Source organism: Petrotoga sp. HWHPT.55.6.3, from assembly GCF_002895495.1.
In the GTDB taxonomy this organism is placed as follows: Bacteria; Thermotogota; Thermotogae; order Petrotogales; family Petrotogaceae; genus Petrotoga; species Petrotoga mobilis.
In genome coordinates this window covers 23,054-40,062 of record NZ_AZRJ01000053.1, presented here as the reverse complement: position 1 = coordinate 40,062, position 17,009 = coordinate 23,054, and the positions used below count along the sequence as shown (strand labels likewise).

The 17,009-nt window shown below is 34.1% G+C and carries 15 protein-coding genes; 5 read left to right on the top strand and 10 right to left on the bottom strand.

The window, feature by feature from the left end; translation table 11 throughout:
* Nucleotides 1-5: 5 nt before the first annotated feature.
* From X926_RS09495 to X926_RS09450, 10 genes are all read right to left on the bottom strand, one after another.
* Nucleotides 6-2,237, bottom strand: coding sequence for a carbohydrate ABC transporter permease (locus X926_RS09495; RefSeq protein ID WP_199171208.1), 2,232 nt, complete (start codon nt 2,235-2,237; stop codon nt 6-8).
* Nucleotides 2,238-2,252: 15 nt separating this feature from the next.
* Nucleotides 2,253-3,614 carry a carbohydrate ABC transporter permease gene (locus X926_RS09490; RefSeq protein ID WP_103065922.1) on the bottom strand — a complete coding sequence of 454 codons (1,362 nt, stop codon included), beginning with the start codon at nt 3,612-3,614 and terminating at the stop codon, nt 2,253-2,255.
* A 30-nt stretch (nt 3,615-3,644) separates the two neighbouring features.
* On the bottom strand, nt 3,645-4,973 hold the full coding sequence (locus tag X926_RS09485) for a FliI/YscN family ATPase (RefSeq protein ID WP_103065921.1): 1,329 nt from the start codon (nt 4,971-4,973) through the stop codon (nt 3,645-3,647).
* Complete coding sequence (locus tag X926_RS09480) at nt 4,960-5,658, bottom strand: hypothetical protein (protein ID WP_103065920.1); 699 nt, start codon at nt 5,656-5,658, stop codon at nt 4,960-4,962. The genes X926_RS09485 and X926_RS09480 overlap by 14 nt, the downstream gene beginning before the upstream one ends.
* Nucleotides 5,651-6,667 carry a flagellar motor switch protein FliG gene (fliG, locus tag X926_RS09475; RefSeq protein ID WP_103065919.1) on the bottom strand — a complete coding sequence of 339 codons (1,017 nt, stop codon included), beginning with the start codon at nt 6,665-6,667 and terminating at the stop codon, nt 5,651-5,653. Before fliG ends, X926_RS09480 begins: the two co-directional genes overlap by 8 nt.
* Nucleotides 6,668-6,689: 22 nt before the next feature.
* The gene (fliF, locus tag X926_RS09470) at nt 6,690-8,240 is read right to left on the bottom strand and encodes a flagellar basal-body MS-ring/collar protein FliF (RefSeq protein WP_103065918.1); all 1,551 of its coding nucleotides are present in this window, start codon (nt 8,238-8,240) and stop codon (nt 6,690-6,692) included.
* A gap of 26 nt (nt 8,241-8,266) precedes the next feature.
* On the bottom strand, nt 8,267-9,289 hold the full coding sequence (locus tag X926_RS09465) for a lytic transglycosylase domain-containing protein (RefSeq protein WP_103065917.1): 1,023 nt from the start codon (nt 9,287-9,289) through the stop codon (nt 8,267-8,269).
* 11 nt (nt 9,290-9,300) lie between these two features.
* Nucleotides 9,301-10,128 carry a purine-nucleoside phosphorylase gene (locus X926_RS09460; protein ID WP_103065916.1) on the bottom strand — a complete coding sequence of 276 codons (828 nt, stop codon included), beginning with the start codon at nt 10,126-10,128 and terminating at the stop codon, nt 9,301-9,303.
* Between the two features lie 15 nt (nt 10,129-10,143).
* Nucleotides 10,144-10,656 (bottom strand): hypoxanthine phosphoribosyltransferase, encoded by a 513-nt coding sequence (gene hpt / locus X926_RS09455; RefSeq protein WP_012209173.1) that lies wholly within the window; start codon nt 10,654-10,656, stop codon nt 10,144-10,146.
* A 183-nt stretch (nt 10,657-10,839) separates the two neighbouring features.
* Nucleotides 10,840-11,574 (bottom strand): biotin--[acetyl-CoA-carboxylase] ligase, encoded by a 735-nt coding sequence (locus tag X926_RS09450; protein ID WP_041534111.1) that lies wholly within the window; start codon nt 11,572-11,574, stop codon nt 10,840-10,842.
* A 108-nt stretch (nt 11,575-11,682) separates the two neighbouring features.
* Between X926_RS09450 and X926_RS09445 the strand changes: the two genes are divergently transcribed.
* The 5 genes from X926_RS09445 (at nt 11,683) to X926_RS09425 (ending at nt 16,996) form a co-directional block, all read left to right on the top strand.
* The gene (locus X926_RS09445) at nt 11,683-12,789 is read left to right on the top strand and encodes an FtsW/RodA/SpoVE family cell cycle protein (RefSeq protein ID WP_012209171.1); all 1,107 of its coding nucleotides are present in this window, start codon (nt 11,683-11,685) and stop codon (nt 12,787-12,789) included.
* 7 nt (nt 12,790-12,796) lie between these two features.
* A complete protein-coding gene (locus X926_RS09440) occupies nt 12,797-13,714 on the top strand; it encodes a glutamate formimidoyltransferase (protein ID WP_012209170.1) in 918 nt (305 codons plus the stop codon).
* Entirely contained in the window at nt 13,711-14,178 is a 468-nt protein-coding gene (locus X926_RS09435; RefSeq protein WP_103065915.1) for a 23S rRNA (pseudouridine(1915)-N(3))-methyltransferase RlmH, read from the top strand. Before X926_RS09440 ends, X926_RS09435 begins: the two co-directional genes overlap by 4 nt.
* A 62-nt stretch (nt 14,179-14,240) precedes the next feature.
* Complete coding sequence (locus tag X926_RS09430; protein ID WP_103065914.1) at nt 14,241-15,503, top strand: adenylosuccinate synthase; 1,263 nt, start codon at nt 14,241-14,243, stop codon at nt 15,501-15,503.
* 20 nt (nt 15,504-15,523) lie between these two features.
* Complete coding sequence (locus tag X926_RS09425; RefSeq protein ID WP_123821427.1) at nt 15,524-16,996, top strand: NAD(P)H-hydrate dehydratase; 1,473 nt, start codon at nt 15,524-15,526, stop codon at nt 16,994-16,996.
* The last annotated feature ends 13 nt before the right edge of the window (nt 16,997-17,009 follow it).

Here is a 17,009-nt window from a genome sequence, read left to right as displayed (position 1 = left end):
TTATGTTATCCTTTCAAACCGGTTCTTGCGATACCTTCTATGAAATATCTTTGCAAGAATATAAACAATATTACTATAGGTATCATAGTAAAAGTTGATGCTGCCATTAAAAGGTTGTAGATCTCTCCTGCATCGGTTCTAAAATTTTGTAATCCCACTGAGAGTGTTCTCATTTCTGGACTTTTAGTGACGATCAAAACCCATAAAAAGGCGTTCCAACTCCCCACAAACTTTAAAAGCGCACCTGTTAAGATTGCTGGTCTACTAAGAGGAACCATTACCGTCCATAAAAATCGCCAACTTGTAGATCCATCTATCTTAGCCGCATCCCATAACTCGTTGGGCACAGTCATAAACTGTTGTCTGATCAAAAATATAGCAAAAACACTAATTACCCACGGAACAATCAGAGCATAATAACTGTCTATCCAAGAAAATTTACTAATAGTTATATAATTTGGTACTAATAAAACCTCTCCTGGTATCATCATAGTCGCTAAAAAAGTAATAAAAATGAAATCTTTTCCCCAAAAATTAAGTTTCGAAAAAGCAAATGCTGCCATCGAGGCAAATATTATTTCTAAAACAGTGGTAACCAGAGAAACGAAAACCGTATTTATGTAATATCTAGAAAAGGGAGCACCGTTCCAGGCGTCCACATAATTTTGAAATATATTACCTAATACCTGATTAAAAGCATATTCAACTTTTCCAGAAGGTACATCATCAAGCAACCAGATCGATGGCACATTAACTGTGTATAATTCTATATTTGAATTGTTTTTGTACAAAATCTTATCAACAAACGGCGGTGCGCTTACAATAGTTGCTTTGGAGATCGTATCAAGAAAAAATCCATCGAAATCTTTTAATATTTTATCATATTCTTTCCTTTTTTCCAATATCCTCTCAAATTCTTCTTCCTTTCCTTGAGTGTTTTCTACTAAAAAGTTATAATCAGATTCTGAGAGTACAGTCTTAGCTTGCTCAAGATTAGCTTGGTTCTGTGATAACGTTCTAATAATGTTTGTGTATATTGAGAGGTTTCTAGGGTCTTCTAATAATAAATTACTCACATCATTTACGAAATCGTTCTCAAGATATGAAACGACCTCTTGATTCAAATTATCAATATTTTTCTCGTCAGCCAAAGAAATCACAATTTGTTTAAATGACTCAGGATAAGCTGCTTGCTGGATACCTTCCATGATATTTTGATACTTTGTTTCGTTCGTAGGAACGTCGAATATTATGCCCACATCTTCAAACTTAATATTTTGTTCCTCGACATATTTTTCGTTAAAATACATAAAGAAAGTTAAAGTATTGATATCTTTCATAACGGGTTCATAAATATTTCTTTGAATCAAAGTATTGGTGTTGGATAGAATTTCATCTTCAAAAGTTTGAATATCAGATAAAAAATCGGCAAGTAAATTGATTAATTCTTCAACCTCACTTTGACTTATTATTCGCAATTCTGCTGGATAAGAGGACAATTTTGAATTCAATTCGTCGGCTTTCAATTTTATGGTTTCCAAATAATCAGAAAATATTTCTTTACTTCTTGTAATACTTTCTATTTGGCTTTCTGTCATATTTGGGTTAGTTCTAAAATACGGTAAGATGTTGATATTCCTTTCGAGGGTTATATCTATAAAATTCTGAACTTTGCTTATACTTTGTTGTATCCTTCTGATCATAGTTGTCTGTTTAAAATAACCATCTTCTTCGGAAAAAAGGGTAAAATAAATATTTTCAAAAGATTCAAGGGAATAATCTTCTACAGCAAATAAGCTTGATAAATCTTCTCTTAATTCAATATTTAAAATATAATCATAGATATCAGACATCATATAGTCAACACTTGCTTGCTCTGTATAATCTATCTCGTTAAAAGATAGTTCTGCCCTTCCCCTCCTTACAAAGTCCCCATCTATTTCATAGACCATTTTGTAAGGGTTATAACTTTCTTGGGATGATAAAGTTCTAAATTCAGCTAAACTTAAACCTGTCCTTGGAGAAGGCTTTGATGGAGCCAATTTTAAATTTAAATCCCATTCACTCTGAAAGTTTTTAGTGGTCCATGTTGGAGGCCACATGTTGATTTCACTACTTGATTTCAAAGAGGTCATTATCATCCACGCAAAAGGCAAGAGCATAACAATGGCGCCACCCGCCAACAGTAAATAAACTATCAAAGTCCAAAGTGTTTTAACAAACTTTGAATAATTCAAGTATAATTTCCTCCTTTAGGATTCGTAATGTATTCTATTTCTGCTACTTCTCATCTGAAGGATTGTAAACAATAGAATAATCCCAAAAAGTACGTAAGCAGCAGCACTAGCTCTTCCCATCCTTTGTTGAACGTAGAACATATCATACACATAGTAAACCATTGTCATCCCACTGTTGTTGTAAGGACCAGGCATACCTACATAGAGTATGAAAATCTCATCGAAGACTTTAAATGCCCCGATCATAGCAACTATGATTATAAAATAAGTTGTGGGTGATAATAAAGGCAAGGTGATAAACTTAAATTTTTGAAAAGGTGTGGCTCCATCAACTTCAGCAGCTTCGTAGTAAGTTTTATCGATATTTTGCAAACCTGCCAAAAAGATTATTGCGTAATATCCTACCATCTTCCAAATAGAGATTATGGCGACGGTAGGAATCGTAAACTTCTGATCTTTAAGCCATGGAATCTTTGAAAAACCTATTTGAGTTAAAATATAATTTAATAAACCATTGTCATTGAATATCCACTGCCACACTAGCGAAATTGCCACAACACTTGTAACAAAGGGAATAAAATAAACCGTTCTAAAGAAAGTCTTGCCATATAATTTTCTATTCAACAATAAGGCTATTAACAAAGCAAACAGAATAGTAATAGGTGTTGAAAGAAGAACATAATAAGTCGTATTCCATATCGCTTTTATGAATAACGACTGTTCCTTTGCCAAGCTCAAAAACCTAATAATTTCAGGCACTCCCAACGAATAAAACGCTATCCATAATCCAATGAACACAATTATCCGAAGAAAAATTTTGTTGGACATTTGATCAACAAAGTGCAAAGATAATAAAATAGTGTAAACAACAACAAGAACTAAAGCACTTACTACATTAAGATACTGTATTGAATTAATAGTTAACAAAGAAAGTATCCCTAATATAATCATAGAAATAATTAAATATTTTTGCCGGGGGGTCTTTATCTTTTTGAGATCAAAGATTAAATGAATGATAAAAATAACGGTCATAAAGATTAGAAGGGTATTGAAGAACGCTTCGTTGAATGTTATATTCACCGGTTGATTTAACTTAAATAATTCTATATAATTCTGAAACCCAATGAATAGCGGATTATCTTGGTTTTGGAAATCCCACTTAAAAAAACTAAGATAAAAGGAATAAAAAATAGGCCAAAAAACAAATATCCCTAGAACCACAAAAGAAGGTAATAAATACATATAGGCTGAAATACTTTCTTTAACTTTCCTGTACTTAACAGGTTTTAAATATTTTTTTGATAACATTCTGACTAAAAGCAAGGAAAAAACGATCAATAAAACATAAAAGATGATGGCGTATTCAGCTTTTAACAATATTTTCTGCCTCCCGCTGTTTAGTTAAATCTAGTTGTACTTTTGGTATATTTCGACTAACTTTTTAAACGTTTGTTCGAAAGGGGCTTTTTCTTCTATTCTCTGTGTTAAAAAATTATTTATATTTTCTATTTCTTCCAAAGCGATATCTACTTTTTTATTACTCCCCTTCTTATACGCTCCAACTTCGATCAAATCTTTAGAATTTATATAACTTGCGTAAATATCTCTAATAAACATTGCTGCTTTAAGGTGTTTTTCATCTACTACTTCTTTCATCAACCTACTTACACTGGAAAGTATATCTATTGGGGGATAATGCGAAGAATCTGCGAGGCTTCTTGAAAGAACAATATGCCCATCAACTATACTTCTTACAGCGTCACCAATTGGATCGTTCATATCATCGGCTTCAACCAGTACGGTGTAGATAGCTGTCATACTTCCTTTTTGTGAGTTACCAGCTCTTTCTAAAATTTTCGGCATATTAGCAAAGACGCTTGGAGTGTATCCTCTGGTGGTTGGAGGTTCACCTATGGAAAGCCCGATCTCTCTTTGAGCCATAGCCCATCTAGTGATTGAATCGACCATCATTAAAACATTGTAACCTAAATCTCTAAAATACTCTGCGATAGTGGTGGCTGTGTAAAGAGCTTTTACTCTTAGAAGGGCAGGTGAGTCTGAAGTTGAAACTATCAAAACAGATTTTTTCAGTCCCTCCTCCCCAAGATCTTTTTCAATAAAATCTTTAACTTCTCTTCCTCTTTCTCCTATCAACCCAATAACGTTAATATCTGCTTCGGTATTCCTAGCTATCATTCCCAGTAAGGTACTTTTTCCTACACCGCTACCTGCCATTATTCCAATTCTTTGACCTTTACCAAGCGTTAAAAAAGCATCAATTGCCCTTACTCCTACAGATAAAGGTTCTTTAATCCTGTTTCTTAAAAGAGGGTTAGGCGCGGGGCTATATATACTTTTACTTTCGTAGCTCTTTACTTTTGAACCATCCATTGATCTTCCTAAACCATCCAATACATGTCCTAAGAGTTCTGAGCTGATTTTCACGTTGATTTTACTATCTACTCTTTCTACCGGTGCTCCTACATAGATTCCGCTTACATCCTCTAGTGGCATCAACAGCACTTTATTATCGGAAAAGCCTACGGTTTCTGCGAAAATCTTAGAACCATCTTTCAATTTTATTCTACACAGATCCCCTAAAGCCACACTGGGACCAATTGATTCAATAGTCACGCCTATTATCCTACTAATTTTTCCTTCAAGCTCAAATAAAGGTCTGTTTTTTAATTTATCAGTAAAATAAGCTAAAGATGAAGAAAAATCATTTATTTGCATTTATAGCTTCCTCCAACATATTCAAAATATCTTCCAAAAATGTTTGAGGAGTTAAGTCGAAAATTCCTTGATCTGTTTCCAAAAATATTTGATTATCTTTTAAAGAAGGGTCTTCAACTATATAAAAAAAGTCAGAAAACTTACCTCTTATTAAATCGGCGTATTCTTTATTAAAAGAAGGACTTAGTTTAATTTTGGAATTTTTCATTGATGAAAGCTTCTTTTCAAAATTTTGAAAAATAATTTCTACCCACTGAGGGAAATCGATCTTATCCTTGAAATACCTTTCTAAGACAGCCTTGATAGTATTTTCACTGAAAATTAAACTCTGCTGTGACAACTCTTTGATATAAATATCATACTCTTTTGAAATCCTTTGAATTTGAGCTCGCACCTTTTTCAGTTCTTCTTCGAGAACCTTTTTCTTCTCTTCAATATATTTACTTTGCTCTTCTTTTATTTTTTTAGCTTCTAATTCTGCGTTTTCAATGATTTTTTGGCTTGTAATTTTAGCGTTTTCAATTATCTTTTGAGCTTCTTTTTGGGCATCTGACTCAATAGCCTCTTTTAATTTATCTTTTTCTCTTTTGTTTTCTTCATATTGTGTTTGTTCTATTTCTTCTACGGATAATTCAAAGGTTTTATCTAAAACAACAAATTTATTATTTACGATTCTTTTATTCAATCAATTCTTCACCTGCCCCGCCACCAGCTATAATAATCTCACCAGATTCTTCAAGTTTTCTGATTACGTTGATGATTCTTTGCTGTGCCTCATCTACATCCCTAACTCTAACAGGCCCCATAAAATCTAATTCTTCTTTTATAATCTGTGAAGCCCTTTTAGACATGTTTTTAAAGATGGTGTTTTTAACTTCTTCGCTAGAGCCTTTTAATGCAATTGTTAAATCCTTGCTATCTACTTCACGAAGTATTCTTTGTATCGATCTATCATCCAACTTGACAATATCTTCAAAAACAAACATTCTTCTTCTAATTTCATCCGAAAGTTTTGGATCTCTTTCAGAAAGCTTTTCAAATATTTTAGAACTGACAGCCCTATCGATGTTATTCATTATTTCTGCAGTAATATCTATCCCACCAACCTGAGAAAAGGTCTGAACGGTGAAGGCTGAAAGACGATCCTTTAGCCTACTTTCTATCTCTTTTACAATATCTGGGTTGGCAGAATCCATTGTAGAAATTCTTTTTATCACGTCTAGTTGTAAAGATTCTGGTAGTTCAGAAATAACTTGAGAAGCTGCTTGAGGTGGAAGATAACATAAGATAAGTGCGACTGTCTGTGGATGTTCATTTTGTAACACATTAACCATCTGTGACACATCAACTTTTCTTAAAAATTCGAATGGTTTTACCTGCAAGTTCGATACTAATCTGTCTATTATATCTATGGCTTTTTCTGGTCCAAAAGTTTTTTCCAGAAGACTTCTTGCATATTCAACACCACCGGTGTTTATGTAATCTTTTGCCTTTATATATTCTCCAAATTCATCCATAACGGCCTGTTTTGTTTTTTCATCAATCTTGTCCAAATTTGCTATTTCTAAAGTTAACTGTTCTACTTCTTCTTCGTCCAACTTTTTTAAGATTTTACTTGCCCTTTCCGGTCCCAGCAGTACCAATAGTATAGCGGATTTTTTTAAGCCATCTAATTCTTTACTCTTTTCAGCCATTTAAAGCAACCCCTTTTATCATTTAACGAGTTTTAAGCCACGATTTAATGATATCTGCGACCTCATCAGGATTATTTTCTGCTAAAGTAACAATCTCCCTAAATCTCTCTTGTTCAGGTGAAACTTCTTCAACCTCAACGCCTCTTTCTTTCATGGCTTCTTCAACTCTTGATTCTAATTGCCGCTTTCTTTCTTCGACCAGTTGTGAAGCCTTTCTAACTCTGCGCGCTCTGGCAATTAGAATGACGAGCATCATAATGAATGCGATTACAATTATAGCAATTACAATATTGGTGATTCTTTGTCTCCTGAGTTGTAATTGGTATTCAATATCCGCTCTCATCGCTTCCAAATCCCTATTGAACTGTATATCAACTAAAGATATATTATCTTCAGGTGCACCTATAGCCGTGGCAACAGCTGTTTTAATCTGAGACCTCAACTCTTGACTATCTCCTACTTTACTGTTTTGGAAATCAATAAAAAGGGTTATGCTCTTATTGGAAATTTCTCCATTTTTATCTTCGATAGTCCTTGTATAAATCTCATTAACATCGTAGTTGGTTATCACATCTGAGCTGCTGTAATAATTTCCCGTACTCGTAGGCGTTTGATAAGTATACGGGGGGATGTTGGAATCAACACCAGGTACACCACCAGAATTTGGAGAAGAACTACTCTGTTCAGTCTTTGTCTGTTGACTTAAAATTATTCCATTTTCATCTACAACCGGTTCGACCATTCTTTGTTCTTCTTCTATTTTTTGCCAATTTAATTCTATCTCGGGAACCACCACAACATTTCCTAAACCAAAGACTGATTGTAAACCATTTTCTACTTTTTCTTTGTAATATTTTTCGATCTCGGCTTTTAGCTTAAATTTAGTATCGGCACTTCCAACATCTTCTCCCAAGGCAATCTGGGCGCTCAAATCGTTTGAAAAATTGTCCACTACTTTTATGTTCTCAGGTTGCAGCCCAGCCACGGCTCCAGACACTAAATTAATAATCCCCTTAATTTGGTTTGAAGTTACACTTGCCCCAGGATTCAAAACTAGCAAAACAGATGCAGAAGGTTTTGGGCTTTCACCTACTTGGTAGTAAGTTCTGGGAGGAATAACCAAATGAACACGAGCACTTTGTACTGATTCCATAGAAGCTATACTTCTAGATAACTCGCCTTCCAAAGCAATTTGATAGTTTACCTGCTTATCGTAACTGGTCGCTCCAAAACCTTGATTTTGAAGAAGTTCATAACCTTGAAGATTGTAGCCTAATGAACCTTCACTGGCTAATTTCATTCTCAACTCTGAAACATTCTGATTCGCAACGTAAATGTTACCATAATCATCTACTTTGTAATCTATACCCATTTCTTCCAACCTTGTTACAATATTCCCTGCATTTGCTTGGTCTAAACCTCCAATAAAAAAATCATAATTTTTTCTTGAAAGCAATATTGAAAAGAATACTATCAACGCAACGATAGAAATTAACAAAACAATATAGTTTCGTTTTTTTCTATTTTCTAGATTTTTCCACCAGTCTCTTATTTGTTGCATATACTTTTCCATAGGGACATCCCTTCCTGAAGCATTTTTTAAAAGGCTAATCTAAAACCTAGATTTATAGAAGCTTCATAAGCTTCGTATCCAACGAAAAGATCTAGGTTATAAATTGAAAAATAACTGGAGAGCAGTAAAGTATCAGCATTAATTAATATTTTTGAGGTCCAATTATCCGTCAATTCGTGCTTGTAAATTAATTCAGGATTTTCAGGCCCTTTAAGAATAAAGTTTTGCCATGGTAAACCCACCCGCAAAACTAGATCTTCTGGAATTGTTTTACCTTCAATGCCAAAACCAAAATTCGTTCTAGGTACATACAAAAAGCTATATCCATAATCTGTTTTTATATTTGTAAAATCAGATTCTTGGATTTGTTCTATAGTAAATTCTAAACCAACATTTCCGTATATCTCAAATTTTCTATACGCAACTCCGACTTTAAACTCAGTAGATATTTTATCTTCTTCGCCTTCCGGTAAATAAGCTACTCCCCCTCCAATAAAATAAGGTGAATATATTTTCGTGTTAGAATAATTTTGTTGGGCTCTTTTCACCTTCTCGTAGTATGCTTCACCAGCAGAAGACACTTTTCCTGCCATAACAGCGGTAGGCCCATCATGGTATGCTATAATCTGCAACCTTTCATCATTAAAAAGCCGTCTAAGATACCCATGATATTCTAATGCACCTTTTAGATTGTCATAGGGATCAAATAAATTATAAACGTGTAAATCAACCCCAGTTGGATTTTTCAATTGAAGTAGTCCCATCGCTTTAGAAGATGAAATAGCATGAGTGTAATTAGACGATTCTACCATCATTTGGCCGCCTATCAAAGTCCTCGGTTGAGACCACACACTTTCTAACAATTCATTAGAATCCATTATTGGATATTTGTTAATAGAATAAAACTCAATTCCAAATTCTCCGTTGGAATTAGAATTGTATTCAAAATAAGTATTCTGTTTCATAAAAAAGTAATCGTAAACTTCATAATAAGAAAAGTATAAAATTGGCAGAAGTATAAAAATTGCCAACCAAACAAAGCCCTTCAAAAAAACACCTTCTAAAAGATATCTACTAGGTCCATGATAATATCCGCTATACTTTCGCCTGTTTTTTCTGCAATTCTCAAAACTTCTTCTGCACTAACTTCTTTCAATTGCTCAGGAACAGCTTTATCAGTTATAGCGGTGATACCTAAAATCTCCATACCAGCATGTCTTGCAACAATAGCCTCGGGTACGGTAGACATCCCTACCAAATCGGCGCCAAAATTTCTCATCATAGCCATTTCAGCAGGTGTCTCAAATGTAGGGCCACTTAAACCTAAATATACTCCAGAATATACTTTAATATTAATTTTTTTAGCAGATTTAAAAGCTTCTTGCACCAAAGATTTCGAGTAAACTTCCGTCATATCTGGAAATCTAGGACCCCAATCATCAAAATTTGGTCCAATCAACGGGTTGTCACCAAAAAAGTTTATGTGATCTGTAATTATACACGGTACACCCACTTCAAAATCGGGGTTTAGTGTTCCCGCTGCGTTAGTCAATATGAGAGTTTCAATACCTAATTCTTGCATTACACGTATTGGAAAGGTAACCTCTTTCATAGTGTACCCTTCGTAGTAATGAAATCTCCCATTCATAAGTAACGTATCCTTACCCTTTAAACTCCCTATCATTAATTCGCCTTTATGGCCTGGAGCGGTAGAGCGGGGGAAGTTAGGAATATCAGAATAAGGGATTGCAAGAACATCCTCTAAATTTTGCGAAATTTTCCCTAATCCAGACCCTAAAATGATCGCAATTCTGGGCTTTTTCGTGGTTTTTTCTTGAATATACTTAGCTGCTTCTCTCACTTTTGATACGTACTGTTCAATATCCATGTAATATTAGCCTCCTTATTCTATATATCCAATGTAAGGTAAATTTCTATATTTTTCGTTGTAATCCAATCCATACCCCACTATAAATTTATCTCCTATTTCAAAACCAGGAAATCTTACTTGAATTCCATGCTCGTGAATTGTTTTTAAAACAATAGACGTAATTTCTAAAGAGGAAGGATTTTGCATCTCCAGATATTTTACTATATATTTTAAAGTATTCCCAGTATCCACGATGTCTTCGACTATTAAAACATGTTTATTTTCAAGAGGCTCGTCAAGCCAACTTTTTACCTTTACTTTTCCGGTAGTTATATCCCCGGAGTAACTAGATACCTGTATAAAATTATAATTAACGTTCAAATGTATCTTTTTTACCAAATCACTAAAGAAATTGACGGATCCTTTTAAGACACATACCGCGACAATTTCATCCGTTATATTTTTATAATAATCATCTATTTGCTTAGCCAAATCTTCGACCTTTTTTTGAATTTCCTCCTCTGAAATAAGGACTTTTAATGACATTATATACCTCCCCATAGAAATAAAAAATTACTCTCTTTATATCTTATTCTTTTAAAAACCAAAACTTCCCCCAAAAAATTCATTCTAAGAAATATTATAAGTTATTATGAGTTATTTTGTGGATCTAAGTCCAACAAATATATTGTATCATAAGTAAAGACCATTTGCTCCCTTACTTAAAGATTATAACACAATTAATTCGCCAGAGTTTATTTTTCTTATCTCACCGTTATTGTCTATTATTTCCAAATAATCTGACTGAATTTCGTTTACTGTGCCGTAAATATTTCCATTATTTTCAACTGATACTTGGACCTTATCCCCTACTTTCACATTCAAATGATTCAACCACATTTTTGTAATGGATGAAATTGCTTTAGGTTTGAAATATTTTAGATAATACCTATGATAAGCAACATGGTTTAGTTCATTTAAAAGTTTCCTCAAAGGAATTTCTTTCCCAATAACATCTTTTAAAGCAATTGAGTTGTTGGAAACTTTTTCAGGTAATTCATTGTTAACGTTTATTCCTACTCCCACTATAACGCAACTTGGTGTACCATCCTCATAAACGCTCTCTCCCAAAATTCCGCACACCTTTTTAGAATTAAGCAAAATATCGTTAGGCCATTTAATGATGGGATCCAACTTATATTTTTTTTTCAAGACATTATAAATCACCAAAGAATACATTCTCAAGTAAAAATAAGGAATCAAAGGCCTTTTACGGGGCTTGAATAACACAGAAAACCATAAACCTCCCAAAGGAGAATACCACCTTTTGTTATTCCTCCCGTAACCTTCTGTTTGTTCTAAAGCCCAAACAACAGTTTCTGATGGTAGTTCACGCCAGTGTTTTTTGATATAGTTGTTCGTTGAATCAATTTTATCTAGAAGAATCAAATTATCACCTATCATTTTAGCAGACTTTTCCTCCTCTTAAAAACTTTAATATATCAATATGATATAATATATGGTTGATCAAAGGCAAACTCTTATCAAAATTTGTAAAGGGAGATACTTTCAGTGAATTCTTTTTTTATTACAAATTTAATAGGTGAAAGAAAAGAACGTATTAAAAAAATAGAATTTATCCTCGTTATCGCTTACGTTTCATTGGCAATTTTTGGATTTTTATCTGTTAAGAGTGCTGTAATCAACAGTCCTTTAGAAGGCATAGAAAATCAACAATTAATGTGGATCATTCTAGGGATCGCTTTTTTTGCCATTAGCATTTTTATTCCAGAAAGGTTTATTAAGAAATATACCCCTATTCTATTTTATTTAGTAATTCTTGCCTTGGTTTTAGTACTATTCACCACACCAATTAGTGGGGCTAAAAGATGGATAAGGCTGGGACCTGTGGGTTTCCAACCATCTGAAATATTTAAGCTGGCATTGTTATTATATCTTAGTTATGTTCTTTCTCAAAATGATAATAAAAAGTTTTATTTTGCATCAATAATGATTTTTTTATCTGCAGGGTTGATATACCAAGAACCGGATTTTAGCACTTCTATTATAGTACTATTCACCTGGTTTGTACTAGTTTTTGTTTCAGGAAGGTTCGAAAAATTATGGCAGTATTCCTTAGGATTAGCTTTGATTGGCAGTCCTATAATTTTTTATAACCTCCAAGAATACCAAAAAGGTAGGATAATAGGGTTTCTCTTTCCTCAAACCTACTCTCTAAGTTATTATTATAACACCGCTCAAGCGATAAAAGCTATAGGTTCTGGAGGTTTGCTAGGGGAAGGATACATGAATGGATACATGAATTTGAGTGGATTCGTACCTGAAAGTCATACAGATTTTATACTTTCCGTTATTGGAGAAGAGTTTGGATTTTTGGGGGTAAGTTTTATTCTAATACTTTATTCGGCAATACTTTGGAGACTATACGAAGGATACAAAAAAAGCGATGACCTATTTTGGAAGTATTTTTATGTTGGATCTGCATTTTTGATCTTTTTCCATATTTTTCAAAATATTGGAATGAATCTTGGCATGTTGCCAGTTACAGGCATCCCTCTGCCTTTATTATCAAATGGTGGCTCTTCTTTTGTTACTTTTTCTATAATACTAGGGGTTGCAACAAAAGGTTTAATGATAGAAAAAAACATCACGAGGTGATTCAAAAATGAAAATCGTAGAAACTCTACCAAACATCAGTGAAGGGAAAAACAAAGAATTAATCAACCGAATCAAAGACCTTTCTGAGAATTTTGATAAGATTTGGTTTATTTCTTGTAAAAGTGATGAGTACTTCAATAGAAGCTTCATCAGTGTTGTAGGTGAATTAAACGAAATAGAGACTTTCTTATTCGAAATGGTGAAAATATGCGTGGCAAATATAGATCTCAGAAATCATAGTGGGTATCATCCAAGAATAGGTGCCGTAGATGTCATCCCGATTGTACCGCTAATATCTACAACCTTTGATGAGGCGGATAATCTTGTAAAAAGATTAGCAAAAAAAATCTCTGAAAGTTTTGAATTGCCTATATATCTATACGAAAAATCAGCCAGAAACGATTATCGTAGAAATATTAACACCTTAAGAAAAGGTGAATTTGAATTCTTAGCAAAAAAAATGTCTTTCCCTGAATGGGAACCAGACTTTGGTCCAAATCATCCTCATCCCACTGCAGGAGCAACTATTATGGGGGTTAGAGATTTTCTAATATCTTTGGAATTCCATATTAACACCTCAGACAGATGGCTAGCAGAACAAATAAAACAAGAAATAAGTTTGAATTTACCCGCCAGTGTATTTTTAGAAAGAAAACAAAACGGTAAATTCAGTCTCACTCTAAATGCAAAAGAAGGGGATGTATCACTCTATTTGCTCTACAGCAAAGTTAAAACGATAATAGAACATTTTGGCAGCGAAATAGAAAAAGTAACTCTCCCATCTCCTTTAACGGGAAAATTGTTTTTACATTCGTTTAAAAACTTAATCGGTAACTTGGATGGAGAATTATTTACAATAGAAGAAAAATTGCTAACCGAATCACAGATCACCAAAACAAAACATATTTCAAACGAGGAAAAATGACTAGAATCATAGTCGTAGGACCTTTAAAAAGTCCCTATATAATAGATGGAGTCAAGCAATATTTAAAGTGGATAAAGAAATTTGAACGAATTGAACTAATACAACTTCCTTTGTCCGGAGATTTAAACAAGACACCACCTTCAATTTACAAAGATAAAGATTTCAAAAAGTTTGAAAAATATTTCCCGGATTCTTTCAACGTTTTATTGGATGAGAGAGGAGAACAAATGGATTCTGTAAAATTTTCTGAATTTTATGACCGCACAAAAACCTCTTCGCAAGGGAAACATATAAACTTCATTGTTGGTGGTCCTTTAGGACATTCTGATAAAATTTCCAATAAAGCTGATTATATTTTATCGTTATCTAAAATGACTTTTACCCACGAATTTGCGGTTTTGATTCTTTTAGAGCAATTGTTTAGAGTTAACAAGATATTGCACAATGAAACCTATCATTATTAAAAAAATTACAATATTTTTTATCACAGGAAGGGAGGAAGGTACGGTATCATCGTACAAAAATCATGAAAAAAATGTCGATTGTAGGTGCCCAATGGGGCGATGAAGGTAAAGGTAAGGTTGTCAACTATTTTTCAGAAAAGTTTGAATGGATCGTACGTTTTTCTGGAGGGGCGAACGCAGGTCACACTATCTATTACAAAGACAAAAAATATGTGAATCATATGCTTCCTTCTATTATGCCCAATTCTCAATCTAAAGGTTTTTTAGGTGCAGGAATGGTTTTAGATTTAGAAAAACTTGTTGAGGAACTAAATATACTAGAAGCTGATTTTCCTGGAATGTCCTCTAAATTTTACATTGATTTAGAAGCCTTTTTGGTCCTCCCATGGCATAAAGAAGAAGACGAAATTATAGAAAGTATGAGAAAAAAGCCAATTGGAACAACAAAAAGAGGAATCGGACCTGCCTATACCGATAAGGTATCAAGGGAGGGTATAAAACTCTACTACCTGTTTGATGAAAAAATGCTTAAAGAACGTTTAGAAGACATATATTACCTAAAAAGTAGTCTGTATGGGAACAAATTAAAAACTTCAAAAGATGATGTGTTTGAATACTTGATGAAAACCAAAAATGAATTGGAAAAATTGAAGATAAATTACGCTAGTGCGGTAGAGATGGGGAATGTTTTCAGAAGTACATCGGTACTGTTTGAAGGAGCTCAAGGTGTTTTGTTAGATTTAGATTTTGGCACCTATCCTTTTGTCACCTCGTCTTCGTGTATGGCTCATGGAGTTTCTTCCGTAGGCTTTTCAACGTTCGAACTAGATGAGGTGTATGGGGTACTCAAAGCCTACACAACACGGGTAGGATCGGGACCTTTCCCAGCAGAAATCTTTGGAGAAGAAGCTCACAAAATTAGGGAATTGGGAAAAGAGTACGGTGCGACCACAGGAAGGCCAAGAAGGGTTGGTTGGTTAGATCTCCCTGCTTTGAGATACGCAAAAATAAGGTCTGGTTTAACAGGGCTTGTAATCACCAAGGCGGACGTTTTAAACGGGTTAGATAAGATAAAAGTTTGTACACATTATGAGGTCAACGGAAAAACAAAAGATACTCCATCCTCCTCGTACGACTTTTTTGTTGCCAAACCTATTTACACTGAATTGAACGGTTGGAAAGATACCAACGATATTAATTTCTTAAAATATTTATCGTATATTGAAGAACAAATCGGTGTTGATATTGACTACATTTCTTACGGACCAAAAACCGAAGAAATGTGTTCAAAAAATGATTTGATCTTGAACATGGAAAACAAATAAAAAGTTTAGAGGTGAAAAAATTGAAAATACTCACTTCTTCCCAGGCAAAATTAATAGACAAATTGACTATAGAGAAAGGAATAGCCCCAGAAACGCTGATGGAGCAAGCGGCTTTTTCTGTAGCTGACATAGCGGAAACCTTTGAACCAAATTCCATTCTATGTGTAGTAGGAAAGGGTAACAACGCAGGTGATGGTATTGCAGCGGGTAGGATCCTAAAAAATAGAGGCTACAACGTTGAAATACTTATAGTAGGCGATCCAACTCAAGGGAGTCCCGGCTTTAAAAAGCAACTTGAGATCGCCAAAAAATACGAAATTAATATTTATCGTTTTGATGTTGATGAAATCAATTATTCCCAATACGATCTCATAATAGACGGGTTAATAGGTATAGGCTTGACAGGAGAAGTCAAGGGGGAGGTTGCTGAAGCGATAACACGCATAAACTCTTCAGGATCAAAGGTATTATCAGTTGACGTTCCATCGGGAATATCATCTGACACAGGTGAAGTTCTAGGAACGGCAGTTAAAGCCGATCAAGCGGTTACATTCGGCTTTTTAAAAATTGGCCATCTACTCTATCCTGCAAGAGAATATTGTGGAGAAATAAAAGTTGCTCCTCTATCTTTCGACAACTCGCTGGTAAACTCAATCAATCGAGAACTCATACTAGAAGATACCGTTAAGAACTTACTTCCAAACAGGCCTGAAGACTCCTATAAGTACAAATTTGGAACGGTTCTAATACTCGCAGGCAGTGAAAAATACCCTGGTGCCCCTATCCTTTCAGCTATTGGAGCTCAAAGAACTGGAGCTGGTATGGTTAAACTGATTACACCAGGTGATTCATCAAACGTTTTAACTCTTGAACCATCCATAATCTATAAGTCTTTAAAAAAAGAACACTTTGAAGAAAAAGACGTTGAAAATTTAAAGGAAGAAATCGAAAAATCCAACGTTATAGTTTTAGGTCCCGGTATAACTGAAAATGCAAAAGGCTTTGTTAAAAAATTAGTTGAAACCTACAAAGATAACAAATTATTCGTTTTAGATGCAGATGCTCTATCCATTTTAAAAGATAAAGATGTAAAATTAAACAGAAATTTTGTTATAACCCCTCATGTAGGAGAACTATCAAAGGTTTATAAAAACTTAAAAAACGACGTCTTCGGCTTGGAAGAGTACGCAAAAGAGTTGAACTGCACCATCGTATTCAAATCATCAACTACCTTGATAACAAACGGCGAAAAAACATATTTCAACATAACAGGGAATTCAAGTCTAGCCAAGGGAGGATCGGGAGATTTACTATCAGGAGTTATCGGATCGTATATTGCTCAAGGTTTAACAACGATGCAAGCTTGCCTAATTGGAAGCTATGTAGTATATAAAACTGCAAGAGATTTATCTTTAGAGTACACAAACTACTGTTTAACACCAAAAATAATTGCTGACAATCTATATAAGACAATCCATTTATTAAACTCATGAAGCTAAAATTCAA

Coding starts and splice junctions, on each gene's coding strand:
- X926_RS09485 (WP_103065921.1), bottom strand. CDS start 4,973: ATGCAAATAAATGATTTTTCTTCATCTTTAGCTTATTTTACTGATAAA.
- fliG (WP_103065919.1), bottom strand. CDS start 6,667: ATGGCTGAAAAGAGTAAAGAATTAGATGGCTTAAAAAAATCCGCTATA.
- fliF (WP_103065918.1), bottom strand. CDS start 8,240: ATGGAAAAGTATATGCAACAAATAAGAGACTGGTGGAAAAATCTAGAA.
- X926_RS09460 (WP_103065916.1), bottom strand. CDS start 10,128: ATGGATATTGAACAGTACGTATCAAAAGTGAGAGAAGCAGCTAAGTAT.
- hpt (WP_012209173.1), bottom strand. CDS start 10,656: ATGTCATTAAAAGTCCTTATTTCAGAGGAGGAAATTCAAAAAAAGGTC.
- X926_RS09450 (WP_041534111.1), bottom strand. CDS start 11,574: ATGATAGGTGATAATTTGATTCTTCTAGATAAAATTGATTCAACGAAC.
- X926_RS09440 (WP_012209170.1), top strand. CDS start 12,797: ATGAAAATCGTAGAAACTCTACCAAACATCAGTGAAGGGAAAAACAAA.
- X926_RS09435 (WP_103065915.1), top strand. CDS start 13,711: ATGACTAGAATCATAGTCGTAGGACCTTTAAAAAGTCCCTATATAATA.
- X926_RS09430 (WP_103065914.1), top strand. CDS start 14,241: ATGAAAAAAATGTCGATTGTAGGTGCCCAATGGGGCGATGAAGGTAAA.